Origin of the sequence: Alloalcanivorax dieselolei B5, assembly GCF_000300005.1 — a bacterium.
In the GTDB taxonomy this organism is placed as follows: domain Bacteria; phylum Pseudomonadota; class Gammaproteobacteria; order Pseudomonadales; family Alcanivoracaceae; genus Alloalcanivorax; species Alloalcanivorax dieselolei.
On sequence record NC_018691.1, the window covers coordinates 4574692 to 4601120 of the forward strand.

A 26429-nucleotide genomic window follows, 5' to 3' on the forward strand; every position below is an offset into this window, starting at 1 on the left:
ACGTGTCGCGTGTCAGCGATTCTCCACCACGATGCGCGGGAAGCGGGCTTTGTGGTCCAGCTGCCGGCAGGCCAACCGGCCGGCCATGGCCAGGGCCACGTTTCGATATTGCCGTGCCACCGCGCCGTCCGGTTGCGCCAGCACCGATGGCAGCCCGGCATCGGCCTGGGTACGAATACCCACATCCAGCGGCAGTTGGCCGAGCAACGGCACCTGGTAATCCTCCGCCATGCGACCACCACCGCCACTGCCGAAAATCGCTTCCTGATGTCCGCAGTGGCTGCACACATGAGTGCTCATGTTCTCGATCACGCCAAGCACCGGAATGTCCACCTTCTCGAACATACGCAATGCTTTACGCGCGTCCAGCAGGGCAATGTCCTGGGGCGTCGTCACCACCACCGCGCCAGCCACCGGAATCTGCTGGGCCAGTGTCAGTTGCACGTCACCGGTGCCCGGCGGCAGATCCACCAGCAGATAATCGAGATCCCGCCAGCGAGTATTCTTGAGCAACTGCGTCAGTGCCCGGGTCACCATGGCGCCGCGCCAGATCACCGGCGAATCCTCTTCCACCATGAAGCCCGCCGACATGATCTGCACGCCGTGGCCGATCAGCGGTGTCATCTGTTTGCCATCGTCGCTTTGCGGCCGCTCGTCGACGCCCATCATGCGCGGCTGGCTGGGACCGTAGATATCCGCATCGAGAATACCAACCCGCGCGCCTTCCGCCTGCAAGGCCAGCGCCAGATTGGCGGTGGTGGTGGATTTTCCGACGCCGCCCTTGCCCGACGCCACCGCGATAATGTTGCGCACTTCCGGCAACGGCTCCATACCACCCTGGACACGATGCGGGCGCACCTGCCATTCCATATCCACGACGATCCGCATTGCATTGGCATGAGCACGCAGATAGTCCATCAGGTCCGCCGCGCTTTCTTCTTTATAGTTGTCCGCCGGGAATCCCAGGGACACTTTCAACGTCGCGACGCCATCGTCCACCGACATGGTTCTAAGCGCCTTGCTGCTGACCAGATCCTGGCCCTGCATTGGCTCTTTCCAATGGCGCAGAAGATGGCGTAAGTGCGTGGTATCCAGGGTTGTCATGGGAGGCTCTCCTGACCGGTCATACCTTTTAATGCAGCAATTTCCATGCCGCGAGGTGCGCCGTAGACAGAAAAGACGGATATCCGTATTTAAAAAGATTCTTTGATCTGTTCCTCCGCCCTTTCACACCCTGTTCCGCATCGTCCACCTGGACGATACCGCCTACCCGTCCGCGGGCGGCCCGACATCGCCGACGGGAATCTCGCCGCGGCCAGCAACTTGTCCTAGTTGTCGTACCGTTACGCCTCGCCTTGTCCCGAAAACTGGCGTCATCACTGTGCACCTGCCCCAGCAAGGGGCAAGTGCACCTTGCGCCCGGATTCCGTCGCAAACACCAAACAAGAAAATTGCCCTTATAAAACATACGGATACGAACAGGCCTGCGAAAGCTGGCACGTCTAATGCGTTTTATAAGCAGTGGTGATGTCTTGTTAGTACAAGTGAACTCTCAATGAGGAAACCGGACATGAATCACAAACGATACGGCGTCGCGGCCTGCTTGAGCATTTTTATCGGGCTCGCTTCGACACCGGCACTTTCGGAAACCATTCGCATTGGCATTGGCCACCAGAGCATGGTGACCAACACCGTGTCGGGCGGTGTTGTTCTGGAAAAACTGAATCTGATTGAAAAACACTTACCCAAGACCGGTAAGTACCAGGGCGCGGACTACGATATTGTCTTCAAGGATTACGACTCCGGGCCACCGATCACCAACCAGATGCTGGCCGGGAAACTGGACTTCGGTGTCATGGGCGATTACCCGTTGATCGTCAATGGCGCCAAGTTCCAGGAAGGCGGCCGCGCCGAAACCCGCTTCATCGCCATCACCGGCTATAACAAGGAAGGCACCGGCAATGGCATCGTGGTACCGGTGGACTCCCCCGCCCAATCCCTCTCCGACCTTGCCGGCAAGGCCATTTCCACCCCGGTGGGCAGCGCGGCCTGGGGCATGACCCTGAAGGCGCTGCGGGACGCAGGGCTGATCGACAAGGTCACCATCGTCAATCAGTCACCGCCGGTGGGGGCCGCCAACATTGCCGCCGGCAAAATCGACGCCCATGCCGATTTCTGCCCCTGGTCCGAGATCATGGAATTCCGCGGTACCGGCCGGAAAATTTACGACGGTCGCCAGGCCGGCATCCCCACCTTCCACGGCATCGTGGTGCGCGAATCCTACGCCCGGGACTATCCCGAGGTAGTGCAGGCGGTTCTGCAAGCCACACTCGAAGCGCAGCGATGGATTCGGGACGATCCGATACATGCCGCCGAACAGGTTTCCAAGTGGACCGGTGTGGAAAAAGAAGTGCTTTATCTGTACTTCAGTGACGGTGGCATCACCACCATGGACGCCAGCGTCAAACCGGACTGGGTAGCGGCCATGAAGTACGACCATGAGCTGCTGCAAAAAGAGAAACAGGTTCCGGATCTCAACTTCGACGCCTGGGTGGACGACAGTTATCTGCGTAGCGCCTACGCCGCCAGCGACCTCGACTACGACGAGGCGGTCGCCACCATGGTCACCCCGATTCCGGACAATCCGGCGTTAAAACCGGCGGAAATCTGGTACGCCGACGGCGGCATCAAAGGCTACGCCTCCATCGATGCCATGCTGGTCGCCGAACGGGAGGCGGATGAGACCGGCACCGATATCAACGCCACCTACGTCTACGACAAGAACAGTGGCCTCAAGCTGTTTGGCAAAAGCGCCTTCTACGCCCGCAACGGCGAGCAACTGGCCGCGTTCATGCGCCGCCCGGAGGCGGAAGCCTTCGCCTCCGACGGCAGGGCTTTCAGCTACCGGCAAATTCTCCAAAGCCCCAACGACAACGCGCTCGCCGAACGGTGATCGCGGGTCAGGGAGGAGCGCATTATGAGTTTGAACAATAGCGAGATTGATGGCGGGGCCGGCAGCCCGGTGATCGACCAGGTCGATACCCCAGCCGCGGACACCGTCACCACCATGGCACGTCAGGCACCGGTGCGCCTGCCGGAGACCGTGCGCCGTTATCTGGTTCGAGGCCTGGCCCTTCTGGCCGCACTTCTGGTATGGCACTGGGCGTCCAGCAGTGGCTTCAATCTGTTCATCAACTTCGAGAACGTGCCCGGTCCGCTGGTGGTGGGCCAGGCGCTGGCTGAAGCGCTGGCCAGCGCCGATTTCTACCTGCACATTCTGCACAGTTTGCGACGCATCGCCGTCGCCTATGTGGTGGCCGTGGTGCTGGGTGTGGGGCTCGGTATTCTGATGGGACGCTCGCGTCTCGCCGAGGACATCATCACCCCCTATATCGAATTGCTCAGACCGATACCGGCGGTCGCCTGGATTCCATTGGCCATCCTGATGATGCCCAGCGAAGAATCCAGCATCATTTTCATTACCTTTCTGGGCGCTCTGTTTCCGATCGTCATCAACACCGTGCACGGCGTCGAGCAAACGCCGAAAGTGCTGGTACGGGCGGCACGCAGTCTCGGCGCCAGCAACGCCGCCATCCTCCGCCATGTGGTGCTGCCCGGCGCGCTGCCGAGCATTGTCGCCGGCCTCGCCATTGGCATGGGCGTCGCCTGGTTCTCCCTGCTGGCCGGCGAAATCATCAGCGGCCAGTACGGCATCGGTTACTTCACCTGGTCCGCTTACACCCTGATCCAGTACCCACAAATCATCATCGGCATGCTGATGATCGGCGGTCTCGGCACGCTCTGCACACTCTTGATCAAGTTGCTTTGCCGGCCGCTGCTGCGCTGGCAGGTAGAGGAGAACGATCGATGAGACCCGCCACCAAATCGACCCCGGAAAGCGCCTTACGAGCGCAGACCGGTTCCCAGGAGAACACCATGACGTCCGCCGTCGACATGATCCAGAGACTGCCGCAACCGCCGAAACGCGGCGCCAGAACTCCCGGCGGAGAACGCGGCCATATCGAGATTCGCGACGTCTCGGTGGAGTTCGAACGCAGTGGCGATTGGGCTACCGCGGTACACCGCGCTCAGGTGGATATCCGACCCGGTGAGTTTGTCTGCCTGCTCGGCCCGTCAGGCTGCGGTAAGTCCACGTTACTGAATACGGTAGCCGGATTCGTCACCCCCACCCACGGCGAACTGCTGGTGGACGGCTCTCCGGTCACGGCCCCCGGACCGGATCGCGGCATGGTGTTCCAACAGCATTCCCTGTTCCCCTGGAAAACCGTGCGCGACAACGTGGCGTTCGGCCCTTTGATGTCAGGGCTTGGCCGCAACGAGGCCATGAGTCTGGCGCGTACCTTTTTAGGCCTGGTCGGCTTGTCCGCCCACGCCAATGCCTTTCCTGCCACCTTGTCCGGCGGCATGCAGCAACGTGTGGGGATAGCCCGCGCGCTCGCCAACTACCCCAGCGTGTTGCTGATGGATGAGCCGTTCGGCGCTCTCGACGCTCAGACCCGCACCATGATGCAGGAGAGCCTGCTGGATATCTGGAGTGAGTTCGGCAACACCGTTTTGTTCGTCACCCATGACATCGACGAAGCCGTGTTTCTGTCCGACCGTATTCTGATCATGAGTGCCAGCCCTGGTCGTGTCATCGCTGACATTGCCGTGGATCTGCCACGTCCGCGCATTCAGGACCTGTTGACCCGGCCCGAATTCATGGCACTGAAGCGTGAGTGCCTGGATCTGATCCGCCGTGAAACCCTGCGCGCGTTCGAACAACAGAACGGACAGGCTGGCTGAGATGGTTTTCATGCCGCCCGCGTTTACGCCCGTGAATGCCATGACCTGTCATAACAAGAGGACAGTACCGTGAGCAAAACCCTGACCCGGCCGCTATCGAACCGGTCGCCGCAGCCGCTGTACTTACAGATCAAAGATCAGCTTCGGCGCCGCATTCTCGAAGGCGACTATCGCCCCCACGAGAAACTGCCATCGGAAAGCGAGTTGATGGGCGCCTTCGGCGTCAGTCGCATCACTATTCGACAGGCGTTGCGCGATCTGCATAACGAGGGCCTGGTATTCAGCGCCCAGGGCAAAGGCACCTTCGTCAGCAAACCCAAGGCGGTGCAGAGCGTGGAGCACCTGCAGGGCTTTGGTGAAGCCATGGCCGCGCAAGGATACGAAGCCTCCGCCCGTTTGATCAGCATCCAGCAGTTGAAGGCACCAAAGGCGGTGGTTGCCGCGTTGCGGCTCGGCGGCGGCGACGATGTCGTGGAAGTGACACGGGTGCGTTTCCTCAACCGTGAGGCGTTATCCCTGGAGCGCAGCTACTTCCCGCTGGATATTGGCCGACGCCTGTTCGGCATGGACCTGAGCGGCGACATTTTTCCAATGTTGGAAAACCTCTTTGCCATCCCCCTGGGTGAAGCAAGCATCCGCATCGAAGCGGCGCTCTCCGATCAGGACACCCGCACTCATCTGAACCTGCAACCCGGCGAACCGGTACTGCGGGTGGAACGCCTTACCCATGACCGCCGGGGACGCCCTATCGACTTCGAATATCTGAGCTTCCGTGGCGACTCTTTCAAATATCACTTCCGTGTGGATCGGAAATAGGAGGAAACATGAACTTCGACGACGTAGCCATCATCGATACCGATGTGCTGGTGATCGGCGGCGGCACCGCCGGTCCAATGGCCGCGGTGACGGTCAAGGAACGTTACCCGGATCTCGACGTGACCTTGCTGGAGAAAGCCAACGTCAAACGCTCCGGCGCCATTTCCATGGGCATGGACGGTTTGAACAACGCCATAGTCCCCGGTCACGCCACTCCGGAACAGTATGTCCGGGAGATCACCATCGCCAACGACGGCATCGTCCACCAGCCGGCGCTGATGGCGTATGCCCAGCGGTCCTACCCGATGATCGAAAAGCTGGATTCCTGGGGCGTTCATTTCCAGAAGGACGAAACCGGTGACTACGACATGAAAAAGGTGCATCACCTCGGCACCTATGTCCTGCCGATGCCGGAAGGCCACAACGTCAAGAAAATTCTCTACCGGCGCCTGCGCCGGCACCGGGTCAAAGTGGAAAACCGCTACCAGGCCACCCGGCTGCTCAAGGACACCGCGGGCAATGTTTCCGGCATGATCGGCATCAACACCCGCACCGCCGAGCCGATCGTCATTCGTGCCAAGGCGGTGGTGATGGCCACCGGCGCGGCCGGTCGCATCGGATTACCGCATTCCGGTTACCTGTTCGGCACCTATGAAAACCCGGCCAACTCCGGCGACGGCCACGCCATGGCCTATCACGCCGGCGCCGACCTGGCCAATCTCGAGTGCTATCAGGTCAACCCGTTGCTGAAGGACTATAACGGGCCGGCCTGCGCCTATGTCACCGGACCGCTCGGCGGTTTCACTTCCAATGCCTTCGGCGAACGTTTCATCGAATGCGACTACTGGTCCGGCCAGATGATGCTGGAGTTCTTCAAGGAACTGGAATCCGGCAAGGGTCCGGTGTTTCTGAAACTGGATCACCTCGCCGAGGAAACCATTCAGGAAATCGAAACGGTTCTGCACACCAATGAGCGTCCCAGCCGCGGCCGCTTCCATGACGGCCGTCAGGTCAACTACCGCAAACGCATGGTGGAGATGCACATTTCCGAGATCGGTTTCTGCAGCGGCCACTCCGCCTCCGGCGTCTGGGTGGATGAGACCGGCGCCACCACCGTGCCAGGGCTGTACGCCGCCGGCGACATGGCCTCGGTGCCGCACAACTACATGCTGGGTGCTTTTGTGTATGGCCAGATCTGCGGCGAAAGCGCCGCGGACTTCGCACAACAGCGTAGCGAATTTGAACTGGACAAAACGCTGATCGAGGAGGAGCTGATCCGCCTTCGCGCGCCGCTGGAGCGGGCCGACGGTATCCCTCCGGAACAGATGGAGTACAAAGTCCGGCGCCTGGTCAACGACTACCTGCAACCGCCAAAAGTCAGCCGCCGCATGGAGATCGGCCTGGAACGGATTCTCTCGGTCCGTGCCGACCTGCCGTTGCTCAAGGCCGGCGACGCCCACGAGTTGATGCGCGCCATGGAAGTGCACTCCATCGTCGATTGCGCCGAGATGGCTGCCCGCGCCTCACTCTACCGCACCGAGTCGCGCTGGGGCTTGTACCACTATCGCGTGGACTTCCCCGAAACCGACGAACAACAGTGGTTCTGTCACAGCCGTCTGTACAAGGACACGTCCGGCGCGATGGCCAGCGGAACCCGTCCGATCGCGCCGTACATCGTTTCACTCGGCGAAGACAAGGACGCCTACAACCAGTTGCGCGTGAAAAAAGCCGCCAACGCCTGATTCCGACGAGGAGATTCCCATGCCTATCGCCCATCATCACAGCGCCGTGCCCGTTACCGTCGATGCGGATAAATGCATCGCCGATAAAGGCTGCACCGTGTGCATCGACGTCTGCCCTCTGGACGTGCTCTGGATCGACGAGAGTACCGGCAAGGCCCACATGAAGTACGACGAGTGCTGGTACTGCATGCCTTGCGAAGCGGACTGCCCGACCGACGCGGTCACCGTGAACATTCCCTACTTGCTGCGCTGAGGTGCCCATGAACGCGTTTGACGATCCCGAACTGCAGGAACTGGCCGACCGCCTGGCCTCACCGGATCCCGGTCTGCGCCGCGTGGCGGTACTGGACCTGGTTGACTGCCCGGAGCCGGAGGCGGTGACGCTGCTGATCCAGGCACTCCGGGACCCGGACCCGCAAGTACGGCAGGAGGCCGCCAAGGTGGTCGATGAGTTTGAATCCGAGGATATGGCCGACGCTCTGATCGCCGCGCTCAACGACAGCGACGAGGTGGTGCGCAACGCCGCCGCCCATGCGCTCTCGGACCTCAAGGACCCGGCCGCGGCCAAACCGCTATTGGCCGCCTTGGAGGACAGCCGCGACCCGTTCGTGGTGGCGGGTATTCTGCGAGCGCTGAAACCCTTGCGCGAACCTGCCGCCCGCGAGCCGGCACTGGCTCGTCTGAACGCCGCCGATCCCGGCGTGCGCCGTGAAGCGGTGGGATTACTCGGCTGGCTCAAGGAGGAAAGCAATCTGCCGGCGCTGATCGATCGTGCCCGCGACGACGACGATGCCGAGGTACGCCGTGCCGCCGTCGGCGCGCTGGTTTACGCCGAGCCGGTCTCGGTGGCCGAAGCGCTCCGGTGCGTGGTTGGCGATCCGCACTGGCAGGTGCGTGCCGAAGCGATGAACAGCATTGGCAAGCTTCATCATCAGGACAGTCTGCCGCTGCTCATCGAAGCCACCCGGGATAACACCTGGCAGGTGCGTGAAAAAGCCGCCGACGCCATCGGCAAGCTCGGCCGGGTGGAAGGCATTCCGGCACTGGGTGAGTGCAGCCGCGATGCCATGAGCAATCTGCGCAAGGCCGCCATCGGCGCGCTCGGCGCCATCGCTCACGAACAATGCCGGCCCTACATTCAAACCGCTCTGGATGACCCGGACCCGGACGTTCGCAAACTGGCCCGTTGGGCACAATCGAAGTTGAGTGCCGCCTGACCAACGGCCACTGCCTGCAAGGAGACGACGATGACATTCGTGGTGACCGAGAACTGCATTCGCTGCAAATACACCGACTGCGTGGAAGTGTGCCCGGTGGACTGCTTCCACGAAGGAGAAAACTTCCTGGTAATCGATCCGCAGGTCTGTATCGATTGCGCACTGTGTGTGCCGGAGTGTCCCGCCAGCGCCATCTATGCGGACAACGAACTGCCCGAGGGGCAGGAGATGTTCGTGGCACTGAACGCGGAGCTGGCCAGGGTCTGGCCGGTACTGGCCGAAACGTCGGAGCCCCTGCCCGACGCCGAAGTCTGGGAAGGCAAGGGCGACAAGCTTCAGTACCTGCAACGCTGAGTGCGCGACAACTTGTCATGACAGGTTATCCCAGGCGACAACCAACCCGGATCCGGAAACCATGATGACATACCACACCGAGCTCAATGCCCCGGAGGAAATCCATCTGCGCAAAGGCGGGCGTACTCTGCAGCTGATCTGGGAAAATGGCGAGATCTCCCGCCTCACCAGCACCACCCTGCGCCGTGCCTGCCGCTGCGCGCACTGCGAAGCGGCCCGGCGGCGCCGCACTGATCCAGCCGACGGCGACATCACCATCCAGGACGTGGCCATGGCCGATCTCGGCGCCCTGCAATTGACCTTCTCCGACGGCCACGATCGCGGCCGTTTTCCCTGGAACTATCTTTATCGCCTCGGCGACAGCGCGGAGGCGCCACCGTGACGCCGACCAGCGGATGCTGGCGCCTGCATCACGGCGTTCATGTATTCAACCTCCCCCAAAGGGGATCGAGTTCAACTTTGCCTGTTATTGGAGGATAGACATGGCTGCCATTGGTAAAGAGAACGTGCTGAGTGTGCACCATTGGAACGACACGCTGTTCAGCTTTCGCACCACTCGCGATCAGGCCCTGCGCTTCGAGAACGGCCACTTCGTCATGATCGGTCTGGAGCTGGACGGCAAGCCGCTGATGCGCGCCTATAGCATCGCCAGCGCCAACCATGAAGAACATCTGGAATTTCTCAGCATCAAGGTACCAGACGGTCCGTTGACCTCAAGGCTTCAGCATTTGCAAGAAGGGGACGCGCTGATCGTCAGCCGCAAACCCGTCGGCACCCTGGTGGTACACGATCTGAATCCGGGCAGGAACCTGTTCCTACTCGGCACCGGAACCGGTCTGGCGCCCTTCATGAGCATCATCAAGGATCCTGAAATTTACGACCGTTTCGACAACATCATCCTGGTCCACGGCGTCCGTTATGTGAGCGAACTGGCCTATCACGATTACATTCACCAGGCGCTGCCCACGCACGAATTTCTCGGCGAATGCATTCGCGAAAAACTGGTCTACTACCCCACCGTGACCCGGGAACCGTTCCGCAACCGGGGGCGAATCACCACCCTGATCGAAAGTGGCAAACTCACTGACGACCTCGGTCTGCCGGCACTGAACCCGGAAACCGACCGGATCATGCTGTGCGGCAGCCCGGCAATGCTGGAGGAACTGACCAGGATGCTGGACGCCCGTGGCTTTCAGGCGTCCGCGCATCAGGGACAACCCGGCGATTACGTCATTGAGCGCGCCTTCGTGGAGCAATGAGCCGCCCACAAACCAGACGACGGCGGCGTCAGCCGCCTTCCGGCAAACCGAACAACAAAGCCCGGTGCGCGCCCATGGCCGCCATGGTGCCGTCCGCCATCGCCAGAGTGACGTTGGCCGCCTGGGCCATATCGCCACAGGCGAACACACCGGGAATCGACGTCGCCTTGAAGTCGTCGGTGACGACGACGGTGCCCATGGGCGTTTGCTCCAGCTTGCAGCCCAACTGTTCCGCCAGCGGCCCGGCCGGCGCCACCTCGGTGGCCACGAACAGGCCCGCCAGTTCCATCGCCCTCCCGTCCTTCAGCGCCACCGTGGCCCGATCGCCGGACACCGCCACCACGGCTTCCGCTTCCACCGTGACGCCACGCCGGGCCAAGTCGCGCTGCTGCTCCTCGTCCAGGGTCAACGCGCCATTGGTGAAAAACGTGGTGGGCCCCCACTGTGGAATCAATTGCGCCTGATGCAGCGACATAGGCCCGCTGGCAAGCACCCCGAGCGCGCCCCGGTTCAATTCGTAGCCGTGGCAGTACGGGCAATGAAACACCGAACGTCCCCATCGTTCCTTCAATCCCGGCACATCGGGCAAGGTATCGGAAACGCCAGTGGCGAGGATCAGAAAACGGCCGGAAAACCGATCGCCGTCAGCGGTCCCCACTTCGAATCCGCCATCAAGCGGGCTCGCCGATACAACTTCGCCATCGCGCCAGGTGAGATCCGGGTAGAGCATTAACTGCCGTTTCCCTTCAGCGGCGATCTCTCCGGGCGGGCGCCCGTCCTGGCCCAGAATGCCGTGGGCGGCCTCGGCGAAGCGGTTACGTCGCAGTCCGCTGTCGATCACCAGCACCTTGCGGCGGGCACGCACCAGCGGCAGCGCCGCGGACATGCCGGCATAGCTGCCGCCGATAATAATGACGTCAAACATAATAGCCTCCGGCAAAGGTAGCCATGATCATGAGGAACAATGAGTGGGGTCCCGTCGTTGCAGACCACGATGAAAATCCCGGCTAAGATCCGCCAGGGTCACATCACGCAGTCGTGCCATCAGTACCGCTTCGGCCTGTTGGAACGCGTCGTTCATGTGAGCGTTGACCGCTTTTTCCACCAGACACCCGGGCGATTCGGAACGATTACCCATGGCGAACACCACCGGTTCCCCCAGCGCCACATAGATGTCATGCAAGGTGACGGCATCGAGATCGCAGCACAGACGCCAGCCGCCGCCGTGCCCCTTGACCGAGGTCACCAGCCCCTGCTCGCGCAATCCGGCAAGGGTGCGACGAACCACAACCGGGTTGGTCTGCATGATCCCGGCCAGGGCTTCCGAGGTAACCGGTCCGTCCATTTCCGCCATGTGCAGAAGCACGTGGAGCACACCTGATAATCTGCTGTCTCGTTTCATGTAACAAACAATATTACATTAAGGCGTGGCATGCAAACCCTGCCCCTCACTTCAGGCCGGTTATCGATTTCTGCGTCGGTGTGGAACCGTATGAACGTACGCGCCTGGTCGAGCAGGAACTTTGCTTCATCGCTGTTTGGGAATGACTGTCTGCATTGAGGCACGGGTCTGTACGCGAATGTGCCAACACCGGAGGACCGGAATTCGCCAGCAGGCTGGCTCCCACAGCGGCTTCGTAGCTCCTTCTGTCCCCGACGGAGACGGTCAGGCATTTCCTGGATGGCGGCTATAGCCTCGCAGGAAAGACGCATCCAGATGCGTTTCGATGGCATCCGCCAGACGCTCCAGAGCCGCCTGCCGGTGTTGCTCATAATCCGTTGTGCTCTCTTGCGGTGGCTGTAATAACCCATCGCACACGCCGGCCCGGTCGAACAGGCCGTGCAGATAGCCCCCCATCACCTGGCCATCGTCACTGACCGCACCGTCCAGGCGTCCGCCCACATCGAACAGAGGCCGTTGCAGCGCCGGCCCGGCAGTGACGCCGTTATGAATTTCGTAGCCGGACACCGCTTCGCCGCCCGGCAGCAAGCGCGCCTCCACTTGTCGCAGCTGCTTGCCGGCCACCAGCGTGGTTTCCATATCCAGCAGTCCCAGTCCGTCGCTGCTGCCGGGACGTCCCTCAATACCGTCCGGATCATGTATCGCCCTGCCCAGCATCTGGAAGCCACCGCAGATGCCCAGCAACCGCCCGCCATAACGCAAATGGCGCTGTAAATAAGGCTCCCAGCCTTGCTCCCGCAACCATTGCAGATCGGCACGGGTGTGTTTGCTGCCCGGCAGGATCACCCAGTCCGCCGGTGGCGGCGTCTGCCCCGGTCCGACCAGGTGCAAGGCGATACCGGGATGCAAGCGCAGCGGATCCAGATCATTGTGGTTGCTGATGCGGGGAAAGACCGGTACCACCACATTCAGTGCCTCACCGGCATGCTCACCGGCATCGGCCACCGCGTCTTCCGCGTCCAGCAACAAGCCATGCAGATAAGGCAGCACACCGAGCACCGGTTTGCCAGTGCGCTGCTCCAGCCAGTCCAGGCCACTTTGCAGCAGTGCCGGATCGCCACGAAAGCGATTAATGACGAAACCCACTACCCGGTTGCGTTCACTTTCGCAGAGCAGCTCCAGCGTGCCCACCAGTTGCGCGAAGACACCGCCCCGGTCAATGTCGGCCACCAGAATCACCGGGCAGTCCACCGCTTCGGCAAAGCCCATGTTGGCGATGTCGTTCTCACGCAAGTTGATTTCCGCAGGACTGCCGGCGCCTTCGGCGATAATCACCGGATAGCGTGCGGACAGATCACGCCACGCCGCCAGCACTGCCTCGCGGGCGGTGTTTTTGTAATCGTGATAGGCAATGGCGTCCATGTTGCCGAGCACCTGCCCGCGCACAATCACCTGGGCGCCGCGATCGCTCTGCGGCTTGAGCAGCACCGGGTTCATGTCACTGTGCGGCGCGAGGCCACAGGCCAGCGCCTGCAACGCCGTGGAGCGCCCGATCTCGCCACCGTCCTCGGTCACCGCGCTGTTCAACGCCATGTTCTGCGGCTTGAACGGCGCCACCGCCACCCCCTGCCGCGCCAGCCACCGGCACAACGCCGCCACCACCGTGCTTTTTCCGGCATCCGAAGTAGTGCCCTGCACCATCAAAGTCAGTTGACAGTTGACAGTGGATAGTTGACAGCTACTGTCAGGGTTTTCGCTGTCAACTTTCAACTGTCCACTGTCAACTTTCTTCACAGTTCTATTCCTTTCTGCGCCTTCACCCCAAGATCCTTGAACGCGTGCTTCACCACTTTCATCTCGGTGACGGTGTCAGCCAGTTCGATCAGTGGTTTCGGCGCGTAACGGCCGGTGACCACCACGTGCTGCATTTCCGGGCGGTCCTGCAAATCATCCAGCACCGTGTCCAGATCCAGATACTCGTAGCGCAGCGCGATGTTCAATTCGTCCAGCACCACCAGTTTGTAGTCCGGGTCCCGCAACATACGGCGAGCCTCGGCCCAGGCGGCTTTGGCGGCGGCCACATCACGTTCGCGGTCCTGGGTATCCCAGGTGTAGCCTTCGCCCATGACGTGATAATCCACCAATGCCTGCGCCCGGAGAAATCGCTCCTCGCCGGTTTTGAACGCGCCCTTGATGAACTGCACCACGCCGACTTTCATGTCATGGCCCAGAGCACGCGCCGCCATACCAAAAGCGGAACTGCTTTTGCCTTTGCCTGGACCGGTCAGCACCAACAGCACGCCCTGGCTGTTCCGCGCACGGGCGATCCGTTCCTGCATGATTTTCTGTTTTTTCGCCATGCGTTCGGCATGGCGTTGCGGGGTCTTGGCGTCTTCACGCATGGTCTTTATCTCCAACAAACAACGCCGCCACCGCTTCCGGCGCCGACGGGAAGTAGCCGTGGAAGTAACTGGCGGTCAGATTGCCTTCACGGAACACCAGCTCACCGCCGGTGCCACTTTGTTTTTCACTATGCTGATCCGGCACGCGTGGCGTTTCCAACCTGGAGTAATGGAACGTATGCCCACGCAGTTGCCCCCGTGGCAACGACAAGGCGTGCAATCCAAGACCCTGCAAGCGCGCCATCATCAGCGCTTCACCGGGCAGCAGGCCAAGCATGGCGTGGCGCCGGCCCTTGCTGTCCACCAGCGTCTCCATGCAGTACATCAGCCCGCCGCACTCCGCCAGGATCGGTTTGCCTTGCCGATGGTGGTCGCGGATCGCGGCCCGAATGGCCAGATTCGAGGACAACGCGCCGCCATGCTGTTCCGGGTAGCCGCCGGGCAACCAGAGCGCCTCGGCCTCCGGCAGCGCCCGATCATTCAACGGTGAGAAGAAACACAGCTCGGCGCCCATGGCGGTGAGCAGATCCAGGTTGGCCTGATAGAGAAAACCGAAGGCGGCGTCCCTGGCTACCGCGATGCGGCGGCCGGCCAACAGTGCCGGCGGCGGCGCCGGACAATCCCCACTCAACGTCACCGCCTCCGGCAATCGGTCCAGCCCCGCCTCCGCCAGCACCGCCGCCACCGCATCCAGGCGCCGGTCCAGATCAATCAGTTCCTCCGCCTGCACCAACCCCAGATGCCGCTCCGGCAACGCCAGGTCCGGATGACGGGGCACCGCGCCCAGCAGCGACAACGATGGCGGCAATGCTTCGGCCAGCATCTCACCATGACGCGGACTGCCCACGCGGTTGGCGATCAGTTGCCGGACTCGCAGTTCCGGCCGGTAATCCGCCAGGCCCTGGGCGAGAGCGGCGAACGTCTGCGCCATGCCCGAAGCATCGATCACCGGAATCACTGGCAAGCCACACAGTAGTGCCAGATCGGCACTGGAGGGCGAGCCATCGAACAGGCCCATGGCCCCTTCCACCAGCACTAGGTCGGCGTCACGGGCGGCCTCGGCGAGACGCCAGCGGCATTCCGCTTCGCCGGTCATCCACGGCTGTATTTGATACACCGGCGCGCCGCTGGCGCGGGCCAGGATCATCGGATCGAGATAATCCGGGCCAAACTTGAATACCCGCACACGGCGGCCGGCGTTGCGGTGCAGGCGCGCCAGACCGGCGGTGATCAGGGACTTGCCCTGCCCCGATCCGGGCGCGCTGATCAGAGCGGCGGGCGCGCAGCCCTCCACTCGGGAAACCGCTTGTGTCATGAAGGGCGGTCCTTATGTCATTGCTGCCCCACGCCACTTACACGCAACACCTTCTTTAAAGGCCGCTACGAAGCCGCTGTAGGAGCTTGCCTGCAAGCGAATTGTGCTTGCGGTCCAAGAGGTTCGCTTGCAGGCAAGCTCCTACAGCGGCTGCGTAGTCCGGCCTGTGAAAAATGGCCGGCGTGTTGCGTGCATGTGAATTGTGGAACAGCGGTGGTCCTATGTCAGAGAATCACTCCGGCAGGAATAACCGGGTGCCGTTTATTTCGGTAACCATAAGCCGTTGCCGGTAGAGCTTCTCCAAAGCCTCCGGTATCAGCATGGCGTCGGCGGGCCCATGGCACAGCTCACCGTCGGGATAGAGCAGCAGGACCCGGTCACACCAGCGCGCGGCCAGGTTCAGATCGTGCAGGCACAGACACAGGCCCACGCCCTGTTGCGATTGCCGCTCCAACAACCGCATCACCGCCACCTGATGATGCAGGTCGAGATGATTGGTGGGCTCGTCCGCCAACCACAGGGCCGGTTGTTGGGCCAGGGCCGTGGCCAGCGCAAGACGCTGACGCTCTCCGCCGGACAGGGTACTGACCAGCCTCGGCTCCAAATGGCTCAAATCCAGTTGGCGCAAAGCGTCCCGGGCCCGTTCCAGATCCGCCGCGGTTTCCATGCGCCACGGTGGCAGGAACGGATGCCGGCCGATCAGCGCGGTCTCCAGGACGGTGGCGGGGAAACCGTCCTGGCGTTCCTGAAACACCACCGCCAGCCGTTGCGCCACTTGGCGGCGGCGCCATTGAGACAGCGGTTCGCCATCCAGCAGCACCTGTCCGGAACGCGGCGCGCGCAAGCCCGCCAGGGTATGCAGCAGGGTAGTCTTGCCGGCGCCATTGGGGCCGAGAATGCCCCAGCGCTGCCCCGGTTCGATGCGCAGACTCAGCGCCCGTCCGGCTACCCGCCCGGGCACGTCGATGATCAGCTCGCGGGTCTCCAGCACGCTCATCATCGGCTCCGGTACAGCAGGAACAGGAACACCGGCACCCCCAGCAGCGCGGTGATCACGCCCACCGGCAATTGCTGCGGCGCCAACAGGATGCGGGCCAGCGTATCCGCCAGTGTCAGCAAGATGCCGCCGGCCAGGGCGCTGGCGGGCAGAATCAGACGCTGGTCATTACCCAACACCAAACGCAACAGATGGGGCACGATCAGGCCAACGAAGCCGACGCTGCCGGCGGTGGTCACCGCCACCGCGGTGACCAGGCTGGCCAGCACGTACACCGAGGTCTCCAGCGGCCGCACCGCGACGCCCAGAGCCGCCGCTTGCAGCGGCCCGCGCGCCAGCACATTGAGTGAGCGCCCCAACGGCAACATGGCCGCCACCGCGACCACCAGTACCAACCAGGCCCACCCCGGAGCACCGGCGTGAGAGAGATCCCCCATCAGCCAATACAGCATGCCGGGCAAACGCTCCGCCGGACTCATGGTTAGCAAAAAGCTGATCACCGCGCTCCACCCCGCCGCCACCACCACGCCGGTGAGCAACAATCGGGTCGGGGTCCAACTGCCAACACCCCGGGCCAGGCCGAACACCAGCAATGTGGACACCAGGGCTCCGGCGAAGGCGGAGCCGGATACCAGCACCGCCCCGGCGCCCAACAACATGGCGCCAAGCGCGCCGACGGCAGCGCCGCCGGATAATCCAAGTACGTAAGGGTCGGCCAGCGGATTGCGTAACAGCACCTGCATCAGAGCGCCGGCCAGGGCCAGCAAACCGCCGGTGGCGAACGCCGCCAGCGCCCGGGGCGCACGCAGCGACCAGATCAGATCCCGCTGCAGTTCGTTGCCGCCGCCGGTGAATACCGCCCACAGATCGGCGGCGCCCAACGGCACGCTGCCCACCGCCACCGCCAGGGCCATGGCCAGCACACCCGCCAGCATCAGAACCCACAGAGCGGTCCAGGGGTAAGCGCGCGCCGGCGCGTCAACGCCGGGCACGGGCCTGCTCCAGGTGTTTGCACAGCCGGCGGGTCCCTTCCAGCATGCGCGGCGTGGGCCTTTGCAAAGTGGAAGGCGGAACGAAGAACAGGTTGTCGCGGCGTACCGCGGTGAGCGAACCGAACTCGCGCCAGGGATCGAGCCAGGCCGGGTTGTCCTCGCCCATGCCGCCGGCGATGATCACCTCCGGGTCCGCCCCCAGCACCGCTTCACGGCCGATTCGCGGCGTCAACGCCGGCAACCCGCCGAACACATTGACGCCACCGCACAGACGAATGGCTTCGCTGATCAGGTGCTGGTCGTTCACCGTCATCAACGGCTCTTCCCATACCTGGTAGAACACGGTGACCGGCTTGGCGTCGTCGTGACGCTCGCGCAGCGCCTTGATACCGGCGCGGAACTGCTCCGCCACCGGCTTGCCCACCGGCCCGGTACCGGCCAGTCTGGCGAACCGTTCCAGAGTGCCGCCGATCATTGCGAAGCGGACCGGTTCGCTGTAATAGACGGTGAGGCCGAGCCGTTCCAGCTGTTCGATCTGAGCGGCCGGATTACCGCTGCGCCAGGCGATCACCAGATCCGGCTTGAGCGCCAGGATCGCTTCCAGGTCCAGCCGTTTATAGCTGCCCACCCGGGGCACCTTGCGCGCCGCCGGCGGCTCGTCGCTGAAGCTCACCGCGCCCACCACCTGCTCACCGGCACCGGCGGAAAACAGCAGCTCCACCGCGCCCGGCGACAGCGCCACGATGCGTTGCGCGGGCTGTTCCAGGCAGACCTCACGGCCGACATCATCCTCGACACAACGGGGCGCCGCTATGGCGGCCAGGGGCAACAGCGCGATCAGTACCGTCGACACCATCCATGGTCCCATTCCGCATCGCCCCATCCTGGCCACCATAACGTTCTCCCGTTGTGATCAGCGGATATCGTAGCGCACGCTGACGAACACGGTGCGGCCGGCGTTGAGATAATTCCAACCGGAGTAATTCCGCGCCGTGGCGTGTTCCTTATCGAACACGTTCTTCACCGAGACCCGGGTGGTCCAGTCCGGAGCAAAGCGCCAGCTGGCGCGCAGGTCCAGCAAACCGTAGCCCGGCAGACGCTGGGTGGCGGCGGCATCGTTATAACGGTGATCCTGGAACACCGCGCTGCCGCCCAGCGACACGGAGCCGAAATCCCGGTCCACATCGAAACGTACGCTCTTGCGGTTTCGACGCTGCAACAGCTCATCGGTTTCCTCATCCTTGGGATCCAGTACCGTTATCGCCATGGCCAGGCGCCATTGGTCCAAATCCAGACCGGTTTGCAGTTCGGCGCCGCGAATGCGCGCTTCGTTAACGTTGTAGGGCAGATACTTGCCGTCCCGCAGTTCCGAGGCGATCAAATCCTCGACATCATTCTGGAATACCGACAGGTCCCAGAAGCCACGGCCGTACTGCCCGCGAATGCCAATTTCCTTGTTTTCGGATTTCTCCGGCGACAGGTCCGGATTGCCGAAGCCGGGGTAGTACAGTTCATTGAAGGTCGGCGCCCGGAAGGCGGTGCCATAACTGACACGAAGGCGATGATGCGGGTTCAAGGCGTAGCCGAGGGCCACACCGCCCGTGCTCTTGTGGCCAAAGGCTTCGTTGTCGTCATAGCGCACGCTGGCCTGCGCATCGAGATCACCGAAGGTGGTCATCAGTTGGGCGAAAGCGGCCTTGTTCTCGCGGTTGTCCAGACTGTATTGCGTGGTGCTTTCGATATCGTCGCGCAGATACTCGCCACCGACGATCAGTTCCACGTAATCGTTCACCGCGAAGTGGTTCTTCAGATTGACGGCGCGGGTCTTGGTGTTGAAGGTACTGGTCAAATCACCGTCGGTGAAATTCTCGTTTTCATCCCGCGCTTCACTGACCTGCAACTGCATCAGCCAGTCGTCGGATACCAGCAATTCACCGCGCAGGGCGCCCACCTGGATCAGATAATCCGTGTCTTCCCGGTTGGCGGTCGTGCCGGGTTCAAACTCGGTGTTGCCCTCGGCTCGGAATCCCATCACGCCGATTTCCGCCCGCTCGCCGAACCGGTGGCTCAGTTTGACGATGCCGGAGGTGTTGTCGTAACCGCGATCATCACCGTGCCGGCGCAGGCGGGTGCCGTCGGTATCGAAGCGGTTCACCGCCATGCTGTAGCGGGTGCCGTCTTTCTCACCGGCGGCACCACCACCGATGGAACGGGTATTGAAGCTGCCGCCACCCAGCTCCAGCCAGGCACCGGGATCACCGTGCCCGTCCGGGGTGAACACCTGAACCACGCCACCCACCGCATCGGAGCCGTAGAGACTGCCGCGCGGGCCGCGCACCACTTCCACCCGGTCGATCATGGACGGTGGCAGGAACTGCCAGGACGGGGTGCCCCCCGTGGCGGGGCGGATGCGCACACCGTCAAGCAGCAGCAAGGTGGAGCTGCCGCCAGTACCCCGCATGTAGACGCTGGTGCTCTTGCCGAAAGCGCCGTTGCCGACGATATCCACACCGGGCTGAGCGCGCAGAATGTCCGCCATTTCCAGCGGTTGCTGCTCACGCAGCGTTTGTTCGTCGATCACCGCTACCGGCGTGAGACTGGCGCGGGCGGTTTGCGTGGTCATGCTGGGTGTCACCACCACCGGATCGAGCCGATTCTCGTGGGGCTCGACCTCCGGCAGCGACAATTGCGCCAGCAAGATAGGATCGGTTGGGTTTTCCCCGGCATGGGAGGCGGTGGCGCACAGGCCGATAACGGCGGCGGCCACCGGAGTCAATTTGAATCTGGACATGGCACGAATTTCCCCTGGCCGTGCTCACCCGCACGGCGAATGGTGTCGTGTCACGGCGGGACATCCGGGAGAGGCGGCGGAGGCAAGCCACGAAAGCGGGCGCGGGAAGCGCCCTCGCATCACCCGGCGGCCGCCCACCGCGACGCCTGGCGGAGAGGCAAGCCTCTCCCCTTCGGGCCGGTATCCGGACTGATGAGGTGGAAGGTGGAACATTCTTCCGCCGCGATCACCTTCCCATGCCTGAGGCACAGTGGTGGCGGCCGGCGCCGGACCGGTCGCGGATCGCGGTGTACTCAATCACCGTTGCGGGGGCAGTGCCGGATTCACCTTGGGGGGCTGTTCGCAACCCAAGGTTCACCGACTTCCCGTTTAACCCGTAGCCTGGCAGGCTCCCGGGCACCCGAAAGTGGCGCGAAACTATCAATCCGGTCGCGCCGGGTCAATGATTTCCCGCACCGCCGGCGCGGCCAGGGCCTGCTCCAGCCGTTTCCAGGCGTCAGCCTGCTCCGGTGGCAGGCCAATGCGCAGAGCGGGCGGGTGGACGAAGTCCCGCACCAGAATACCCTGCCGGGCCAGCGCCTCGGCCAGCGCGGCGGCACGGGGATGGGGGCAATAGAGGAACAGATCCGTGCCGCCGGCCACGGTGAGCCCCGCTGTTTCCAGCAGCATGGCCAGACGCCGCGCCGCGCGCCGCCGCCCTGTCCGGTTTTCGCGTTGCCAGGTGTGGTCCGCCAGGGCGCCCGCCATCACTGCCTGGGCAGGGCCGCTCAGGCTCCAAGGGCCCAGCGCCCGCGCCAGCCGTTCCAACAACGCCGCTTCGGCGAAAACCCAGCCGGCACGCACGCCGGCCAGCCCGAACACCTTGCCCAGGGAGCGCAGCACCACCAGCCCCGGCATGCCGGTATCGGCGGCGACGCTCAGCGCCGGGTCGTCGAGAAAGGCTTCATCCACCACCAGCCAGCCACCGCGATCGGCCAGCCGCCGGCACCAGGCCAGCAGCCGTTCCGGCGACAACCGCTCGCCGCTGGGGTTGTTGGGATTGATCCAGACCAGCACATCCATTTGGTCCAGCGCCGCCTCTACCTGCTCGCTGTCGAGACCGCGCACCTGATGACCGGCCCGCCGCCAGCACAGCGCGTGTTCACCATAGCCGGGCACCGGCACGCCGACCCGGCCAGGCGCGCGCAGCAGCGGCAGCTGCTGAATCGCCGCCTGGCTGCCCGGCACCGCCAGGCAGGCCGCCGTCGACGGCGCGCCCACCCATTGGCGGGCCAGGTCCGCCAGTTCCGGGGCCGGCTCCGGCAACCGTTGCCACACCTCCGGCGGCAGCGGCGGCACCGGCCAGCCGTTCGGATTGATGCCGGTGGACAGGTCCAGCCAGTCCGCCTCCGGGCGCCGCCAAAGCCGGGACGCCGCCCGGCGGCCGCCACCGTGATCGCGTTCCCAGTCCCGGCTCATAGGCTCCCCACCGACAGCAACACACTTCCGGTCACCGCCAGCAGCAACCACAATCCCAGGGCTCTGCGCAGCAGCCGCAGCGACGCCTTGATGGTCGCCGCCTCCGCCGCCGGGCCGGCACCCAGCACGGGCCGTTGCCGCCATTGGCCGTGATAGGGCGCGCCGCCGCCAAGCGATACGCCCAGCGCCCCAGCGCCAGCGGCCATCACCGGGCCGGCATTGGGACTCGACCACTGCCCGGCTTGCCGGCGCCAACAGGACAGCGCCAACCGCGTGCGTCCACACAGCGCGTAGCTCAACGCGGTGAGTCGCGCCGGCACCCAGTTGAGCACGTCGTCCAGACGGGCCGCGGCCTTGCCGAAATACTCGTAACGTTCGGTGCGATACCCCCACATGGCGTCCAGGGTGTTGGCGGCGCGATGGGCCACCACGCCAGGCAGACCCGCCAGCAGAAACCAGAACAGGCTGGCGAACACGGCGTCGGCGCCGTTCTCCAGCACCGACTCGGTGGCGGCGGTGGCGACGCCGGTTTCATCCAGAGCGGCGGTGTCGCGGCTCACCAGGTGTCCCACGGCGGCACGGGCGGCGGGCAGATCACCGGCGGCCAGCGGCCGCGCCACCGCCAGCGCGTGCTCATGCAGGCTGCGCGGCGCTATCGCCAACCACAGCACCAGTACCTGCAGCGGCCATAACAGCAACGGTGGCAACCACCACTGGCAGAACGCGGCCACCAGCACCGGACCGCCCACCAGCAACAGCGTCGCCTGGAAACCGGCTCCCACGCTCCGGTCGGGCCGCCGGTTCCAGCGTCGCTCCAGGGCCGAGGCCCAGCCGCCGAACACCACCAACGGATGCCCGCGCCGGGGCTCCCCAAACGCGGTGTCCAGTAAAACTGCCAGTACGCAAAGCCAGGCGCCCATGGATTTTGCAGACCATCCCAGTAAAAAGAGGCGCCAAGTCTAGCGTGGGCGGCGGGGTGGGCCTAGCCGGCTAGTCAGACGTCAGACTTTCTTCCCTTGACAGCCCTCCCGACCGTGCCGACCATTTTGCTCTTTGCCAATGGATGACCCCGTGTCCCTTTCTCCCCCTTTCTGGCGGCAATCACCGCCGTCCCTGAGCCCGGATCTTCTGAAGCAAGGCCGGCAGCGTCAGGCCTGCCTCACCAAACCCGCCGGTTCCCTGGGGCGGCTGGAACAGCTTGCCATTACGCTGAGCGCGCAACAGCAACGCCCCCGGCCGGCGGTGGACCGCGTACGCATCGTGGTATTCGCCGCCGATCATGGCGTTTGCGCCGAGGGCGTGTCCGCTTTCCCTCAGGAAGTGACCGGTCAGATGATCGCCAACTTCGTCAACGGCGGTGCCGCCATCAGCGTGCTGGCCCGCCATCTGGGCGCGGAGCTGGAAGTGGTCAATCTCGGTACCGCTCACCCGTTACCCGCCCGTGACGGAGTCGTGATGGCGGAAATCGCGCCCGGCACCGCCAATCTGGCGACGGCACCGGCGATGAGCACCGAACAACTGCAGGCCGCCTTACATGCCGGACAGGCCGCCGTGCAACGGGCGGCAGAGGCCGGCGCCGAGCTGTTCATTGGCGGTGAGATGGGTATCGGCAACACCACCGCCTCGGCGGCGGTGGCCTGTGCCCTGCTGGACCTGGCGCCGGAGAGCCTGGCCGGTCCCGGCACCGGGCTTGATGCGGACGGTATCCGCCGCAAGGTGGCGGTGCTGCATCGGGCGCTGCAACGTCATCGCGATACCGTTGCCGAGGCCGACCAGCCACTGACGGTACTCGCCTCCCTCGGCGGCTTTGAGGTGGCGGCCCTGGCTGGCGCCTTCCTGGCCGCCGCCCAGGCCCGGATCCCGGTGCTGGTGGACGGTTTCATCGCGTCGGTGGCGGCGCTGGCGGCAACGCGGTTGCAGCCGGGCCTGGCGGACTGGCTGCACTTTGCCCATCAGTCCGCCGAGCCCGGTCACGCCCGGGTCCTGGCCGCGCTGGACGCCGATCCGCTGCTGCGGCTGGACATGCGGCTTGGCGAAGGCAGCGGCGCGGCCACGGCGGTCCCTCTGTTGCGCCAGGCCTGCGCCCTGCATAACCAGATGGCGTCGTTCCAGGACGCGGGCATCAGCAAAGGACAGTAGCGATGGGCACTGAAACGACCACCTGGGTGGACCTGATCCGCCATGGCGAACCGGAAGGCGGGCGCCGCTACCGTGGACACCGGGACGACCCGCTCAGCACCACTGGCTGGGCGCAGATGCGCGCCGCCATCGGCGCCGAAGAGCGTTGGGACGCGGTGCTCTGCTCGCCGTTGCTGCGTTGCCGCGCCTTCGCCGAGGAAGTGGCGCGACAACAGGGCCTGCCTTTGCACGTGGAACCGCAACTGAAGGAAATCCACTTCGGTGACTGGGAAGGCTTCACCCCCACCGAACTGGCGCAACGGGACGGCGAGCGGCTGGCGGCATTCTGGGCCGACGGCGAACGCCACCCGCCCCCCAACGGCGAGTCCCTGACCGAATTTCACGCCCGCGTAGCCAGCGCCTGGCAACACTGGACCGACCGCTTATCGGGACAGCGCGTGCTGCTGGTGGGTCATAGCGGCATGATCCGCATGATACTGGCTTCGGTACTGGATCTGGCCCCGTCGCGGGCCATGGCGCGTCTCTATATCCCCTACGCCGGCCGCAGCCGGGTACGGCTGGACGACACCGAACACGGCCGTCTCGGCTGCCTGCTCAGCCACGGGCTGACGCCATGATACCCACACCGCTAAGCACCGCCCTGGCGTTGATGACCCGCCTGCCCAGCGGGCTGAACCGGGCGCCCGACGATCGCGATCAGGGTCTGGCGGTGGCGTGTTATCCCCTGGTGGGGCTGATCGTCGGGCTGCTGCTGTGGCTCGGCGGCGCCGCCGGCGGCTGGCTGCATTGGCAAAGCACACCACTGGCCATTCTGTTGGTGGCGGCCTGGGTGCTGATCACCGGCGCCTTGCATCTGGACGGCCTGGCGGACAGCGCCGACGCCTGGCTCGGCGGCTACGGCGATCGCGAGCGCACCCTGCGCATCATGAAGGATCCGGCCAGCGGCCCCGCCGGGGTATGCGCCGTGGTGCTGGTACTGCTGGGCAAATCCCTGGCGTTGTGGACACTGCTGGATCTGGGCTGGTCGCTGCCGCTGCTGTTGTCCCCGGTGCTGGCCCGCGCGGCCGGCGCCTCACTGTTCCTGCTGTTGCCCTACGCCCGCCCGGAGGGACTGGGCCGGGCCGGCGCGGACCACCTGCCCCGGGACAAGGTCACCGTGGCCCTGGCGCTGACCGCGCTGCTTGCCGTACTGCTCGGCGGACTGGCCGGTGCCGCCTGGGTGCTAATCAGCGTGTTCGTCACCTGGGCCGCCGTACGCGTGCTCCGTCAGCGGCTGGGCGGTTTCACCGGGGACACCGCCGGCGCCTTGATCGAGGTGGTGGAAACCCTTGTTCTGCTGGCCGCCGCTTTGCTGTTGTGATCCCAGGCCCGCCGGTACTGCTCGAGGAACCAGGCCCAGTCCCGTTCCGGCATGACGCCACGGTGACGGCCGAACTGATCCAGATCGCGCCATGACGCGGTGGCCCGCCGGAACCGGCGGCGGCTCTTTTCCAGATCGATCAACGCCACCCGCGGCCGGCCGCGCCCCACATTGACGAACACATGCTTGGCGTAAAGGCAGCCGTGTTGCCAACCGGCGGTGTGCAGCCGCGCCAAAATGGTGGCCAGATCATGGAGCATGGCATGCCGCTCCTGTTCCGCGCGCGACGCCTGCGCATACCATTGATCCAGACTGATGAAGCCGGTCAGTTCCTCCGTCACCAGCAGCGCGCGCCATTCCCCTGCCTCGCGCCGGGCACCGGCATAGCGTAGCGCCGGCAAGGGGATGCCCAAAGCCCGCCAGGCCCGGTAAGCCTCCGCCTCACGGATCACGGTGGGGCGTCCCAGCGGATACCGCAGCGAGCGATACAAATGACCGGTTTGCCGTTTGCAATACAGCCCCGGCGCGCCATCCCCCTCGACTTGCAGATACTGGACGCCGCTTTCACCACCCCGCCGTTGGTTGGCGGGCTCCACCCAGGGCCCATGGCGTTGCCACCAGTAGCGGAAGGTTGACTCAGTCATCTCTGCTCCCGGTGGCGGTATCGCTCTTGCGCAGGGTGTAGACCCGCCACATGGCGTAGCCCGGCAGGAAATCCTGATGGCCGACAATGTCGAAGCCGGCATCATGGAATTCCTGCTCCACTTGCTCCCGGGCGATGATGAAACGGTTGCGGCTGTAGTTGTGACCATAGTTGCGACCCTGCTCGCGACGTTGTTCCAGACGGCGGCGGCGCCACGCTTTGTAATTGCCATCCACCCACAGGGACAGGATCACCGTATCGCGGCTGACCCGGTGAAACTCGCGCAACATCGTCGTTCGGTTTTCCGCGTCGGCGACGTGATGAAGCAGACGCATGCAGAACACGCAATCCACACTGGTGTCATCGAGATCGATGGAGAACGCCGACGTTTGCAAGGTCCGCACCCGTCCCTGGCTTTCACGCCCCTAATAGCGGCGCGCCACATCGAGCATGTCGGCGGAGTAGTCAGCGGCCAGGATCTCCCGGCTCGGATGCTCGGCCAGAGTGGCCCAGAAACGGCCCGCGCCGCAGGGCAGGTCCAACACCACCCGGGGCTCACCGGCCCATTTCAGGGCACGCCGCGCGAGCTGTTGATCGCGCCAGTTGGACAGCCGGCGGGACCAGCCATCCTGGTGCTTGTTCAGATAGTGTTCGGCGTGTTGCAGGTCGTACTTGCTGGAAAATTCCAGTTCCACCGGCCGGGAATCCGACATGGCTCTACTCCATTGGGAATATC

Annotated in this window: 27 protein-coding genes, 1 pseudogene and 1 riboswitch; of the genes and pseudogenes, 13 read left to right on the forward strand and 15 right to left on the reverse strand. The window is 64.0% G+C overall.

The window, feature by feature from the left end; genetic code table 11:
• Window positions 1-12: 12 nt before the first annotated feature.
• The gene (gene apbC / locus B5T_RS20475; RefSeq protein WP_014996435.1) at window positions 13-1104 is read right to left on the reverse strand and encodes an iron-sulfur cluster carrier protein ApbC; all 1092 of its coding nucleotides are present in this window, start codon (window positions 1102-1104) and stop codon (window positions 13-15) included.
• A 466-nt stretch (window positions 1105-1570) separates the two neighbouring features.
• On the opposite strand from apbC, the gene B5T_RS20480 reads away from it, so the two are divergent.
• From B5T_RS20480 to B5T_RS20525, 10 genes are all read left to right on the forward strand, one after another.
• Entirely contained in the window at window positions 1571-2953 is a 1383-nt protein-coding gene (locus B5T_RS20480) for an ABC transporter substrate-binding protein (RefSeq protein ID WP_014996436.1), read from the forward strand.
• 24 nt (window positions 2954-2977) lie between these two features.
• On the forward strand, window positions 2978-3871 hold the full coding sequence (locus B5T_RS20485) for an ABC transporter permease (RefSeq protein ID WP_014996437.1): 894 nt from the start codon (window positions 2978-2980) through the stop codon (window positions 3869-3871).
• Complete coding sequence (locus tag B5T_RS20490) at window positions 3868-4806, forward strand: ABC transporter ATP-binding protein (RefSeq protein WP_014996438.1); 939 nt, start codon at window positions 3868-3870, stop codon at window positions 4804-4806. Before B5T_RS20485 ends, B5T_RS20490 begins: the two co-directional genes overlap by 4 nt.
• Before the next feature lie 69 nt (window positions 4807-4875).
• On the forward strand, window positions 4876-5622 hold the full coding sequence (locus B5T_RS20495) for a GntR family transcriptional regulator (RefSeq protein WP_014996439.1): 747 nt from the start codon (window positions 4876-4878) through the stop codon (window positions 5620-5622).
• 8 nt (window positions 5623-5630) lie between these two features.
• Window positions 5631-7364, forward strand: coding sequence for a fumarate reductase/succinate dehydrogenase flavoprotein subunit (locus tag B5T_RS20500; protein WP_014996440.1), 1734 nt, complete (start codon window positions 5631-5633; stop codon window positions 7362-7364).
• A gap of 19 nt (window positions 7365-7383) precedes the next feature.
• A complete protein-coding gene (locus B5T_RS20505; protein WP_014996441.1) occupies window positions 7384-7617 on the forward strand; it encodes a 4Fe-4S dicluster domain-containing protein in 234 nt (77 codons plus the stop codon).
• 7 nt (window positions 7618-7624) lie between these two features.
• Window positions 7625-8581: a HEAT repeat domain-containing protein gene (locus tag B5T_RS20510; protein WP_014996442.1), complete on the forward strand. Its 957-nt coding sequence runs from the start codon at window positions 7625-7627 to the stop codon at window positions 8579-8581.
• A gap of 30 nt (window positions 8582-8611) precedes the next feature.
• On the forward strand, window positions 8612-8935 hold the full coding sequence (gene fdxA / locus B5T_RS20515) for a ferredoxin FdxA (RefSeq protein WP_014996443.1): 324 nt from the start codon (window positions 8612-8614) through the stop codon (window positions 8933-8935).
• Window positions 8936-8996: 61 nt separating this feature from the next.
• Entirely contained in the window at window positions 8997-9317 is a 321-nt protein-coding gene (locus B5T_RS20520; RefSeq protein WP_014996444.1) for a DUF971 domain-containing protein, read from the forward strand.
• Window positions 9318-9417: 100 nt separating this feature from the next.
• Complete coding sequence (locus tag B5T_RS20525; protein WP_014996445.1) at window positions 9418-10194, forward strand: ferredoxin--NADP reductase; 777 nt, start codon at window positions 9418-9420, stop codon at window positions 10192-10194.
• A gap of 28 nt (window positions 10195-10222) precedes the next feature.
• Here the strand turns inward: B5T_RS20525 and B5T_RS20530 are convergent, their stop codons facing one another.
• The 11 genes and pseudogenes from B5T_RS20530 to cbiB form a co-directional block, all read right to left on the reverse strand.
• Window positions 10223-11119 carry an NAD(P)/FAD-dependent oxidoreductase gene (locus B5T_RS20530; protein WP_014996446.1) on the reverse strand — a complete coding sequence of 299 codons (897 nt, stop codon included), beginning with the start codon at window positions 11117-11119 and terminating at the stop codon, window positions 10223-10225.
• 27 nt (window positions 11120-11146) lie between these two features.
• The gene (locus tag B5T_RS20535) at window positions 11147-11596 is read right to left on the reverse strand and encodes an RrF2 family transcriptional regulator (protein WP_041717161.1); all 450 of its coding nucleotides are present in this window, start codon (window positions 11594-11596) and stop codon (window positions 11147-11149) included.
• A 264-nt stretch (window positions 11597-11860) separates the two neighbouring features.
• On the reverse strand, window positions 11861-13297 hold the full coding sequence (locus B5T_RS20540) for a cobyric acid synthase (protein ID WP_041717799.1): 1437 nt from the start codon (window positions 13295-13297) through the stop codon (window positions 11861-11863).
• A gap of 89 nt (window positions 13298-13386) precedes the next feature.
• The gene (gene cobO, locus B5T_RS20545; RefSeq protein WP_014996449.1) at window positions 13387-13998 is read right to left on the reverse strand and encodes a cob(I)yrinic acid a,c-diamide adenosyltransferase; all 612 of its coding nucleotides are present in this window, start codon (window positions 13996-13998) and stop codon (window positions 13387-13389) included.
• Window positions 13991-15313, reverse strand: coding sequence for a cobyrinate a,c-diamide synthase (locus tag B5T_RS20550; protein WP_014996450.1), 1323 nt, complete (start codon window positions 15311-15313; stop codon window positions 13991-13993). The genes cobO and B5T_RS20550 overlap by 8 nt, the downstream gene beginning before the upstream one ends.
• A 484-nt stretch (window positions 15314-15797) precedes the next feature.
• Window positions 15798-16313 (reverse strand): annotated as a pseudogene (locus B5T_RS20555) (ABC transporter ATP-binding protein); the annotation flags it as partial.
• Window positions 16310-17245: a FecCD family ABC transporter permease gene (locus tag B5T_RS20560; RefSeq protein WP_041717800.1), complete on the reverse strand. Its 936-nt coding sequence runs from the start codon at window positions 17243-17245 to the stop codon at window positions 16310-16312. The gene B5T_RS20560 and the pseudogene B5T_RS20555, both read right to left, overlap by 4 nt.
• Window positions 17246-17288: 43 nt before the next feature.
• Window positions 17289-18158, reverse strand: coding sequence for a cobalamin-binding protein (locus B5T_RS20565; RefSeq protein WP_014996453.1), 870 nt, complete (start codon window positions 18156-18158; stop codon window positions 17289-17291).
• Window positions 18159-18215: 57 nt separating this feature from the next.
• On the reverse strand, window positions 18216-20093 hold the full coding sequence (locus tag B5T_RS20570) for a TonB-dependent receptor domain-containing protein (protein ID WP_014996454.1): 1878 nt from the start codon (window positions 20091-20093) through the stop codon (window positions 18216-18218).
• Between the two features lie 158 nt (window positions 20094-20251).
• Window positions 20252-20513: riboswitch (cobalamin riboswitch) on the reverse strand.
• Window positions 20514-21551 carry a threonine-phosphate decarboxylase CobD gene (gene cobD / locus B5T_RS20575; RefSeq protein ID WP_014996455.1) on the reverse strand — a complete coding sequence of 346 codons (1038 nt, stop codon included), beginning with the start codon at window positions 21549-21551 and terminating at the stop codon, window positions 20514-20516.
• On the reverse strand, window positions 21548-22471 hold the full coding sequence (gene cbiB, locus B5T_RS20580) for an adenosylcobinamide-phosphate synthase CbiB (protein WP_041717163.1): 924 nt from the start codon (window positions 22469-22471) through the stop codon (window positions 21548-21550). The genes cobD and cbiB overlap by 4 nt, the downstream gene beginning before the upstream one ends.
• A gap of 151 nt (window positions 22472-22622) precedes the next feature.
• On the opposite strand from cbiB, the gene cobT reads away from it, so the two are divergent.
• The 3 genes from cobT to B5T_RS20595 are packed head-to-tail and all read left to right on the forward strand — an operon-like array spanning window position 22623 to window position 25050.
• Window positions 22623-23690: a nicotinate-nucleotide--dimethylbenzimidazole phosphoribosyltransferase gene (gene cobT, locus B5T_RS20585; protein WP_014996457.1), complete on the forward strand. Its 1068-nt coding sequence runs from the start codon at window positions 22623-22625 to the stop codon at window positions 23688-23690.
• A 2-nt stretch (window positions 23691-23692) separates the two neighbouring features.
• On the forward strand, window positions 23693-24307 hold the full coding sequence (locus tag B5T_RS20590; RefSeq protein WP_014996458.1) for a histidine phosphatase family protein: 615 nt from the start codon (window positions 23693-23695) through the stop codon (window positions 24305-24307).
• Entirely contained in the window at window positions 24304-25050 is a 747-nt protein-coding gene (locus tag B5T_RS20595; protein WP_014996459.1) for an adenosylcobinamide-GDP ribazoletransferase, read from the forward strand. The genes B5T_RS20590 and B5T_RS20595 overlap by 4 nt, the downstream gene beginning before the upstream one ends.
• On the opposite strand, the gene B5T_RS20600 is transcribed toward B5T_RS20595, so the two are convergent.
• Genes B5T_RS20600 through B5T_RS23545 form a run of 3 tightly spaced genes read right to left on the reverse strand, consistent with a single transcriptional unit; the run spans window position 24957 to window position 26406 of the window.
• Window positions 24957-25694 carry a lipopolysaccharide kinase InaA family protein gene (locus B5T_RS20600; protein WP_081586932.1) on the reverse strand — a complete coding sequence of 246 codons (738 nt, stop codon included), beginning with the start codon at window positions 25692-25694 and terminating at the stop codon, window positions 24957-24959. The genes B5T_RS20595 and B5T_RS20600 overlap by 94 nt on opposite strands.
• On the reverse strand, window positions 25687-26097 hold the full coding sequence (locus B5T_RS23540) for a class I SAM-dependent methyltransferase (protein ID WP_014996460.1): 411 nt from the start codon (window positions 26095-26097) through the stop codon (window positions 25687-25689). The genes B5T_RS20600 and B5T_RS23540 overlap by 8 nt, the downstream gene beginning before the upstream one ends.
• Window positions 26098-26118: 21 nt before the next feature.
• Entirely contained in the window at window positions 26119-26406 is a 288-nt protein-coding gene (locus tag B5T_RS23545) for a class I SAM-dependent methyltransferase (protein ID WP_014996461.1), read from the reverse strand.
• Window positions 26407-26429 lie beyond the last annotated feature (23 nt).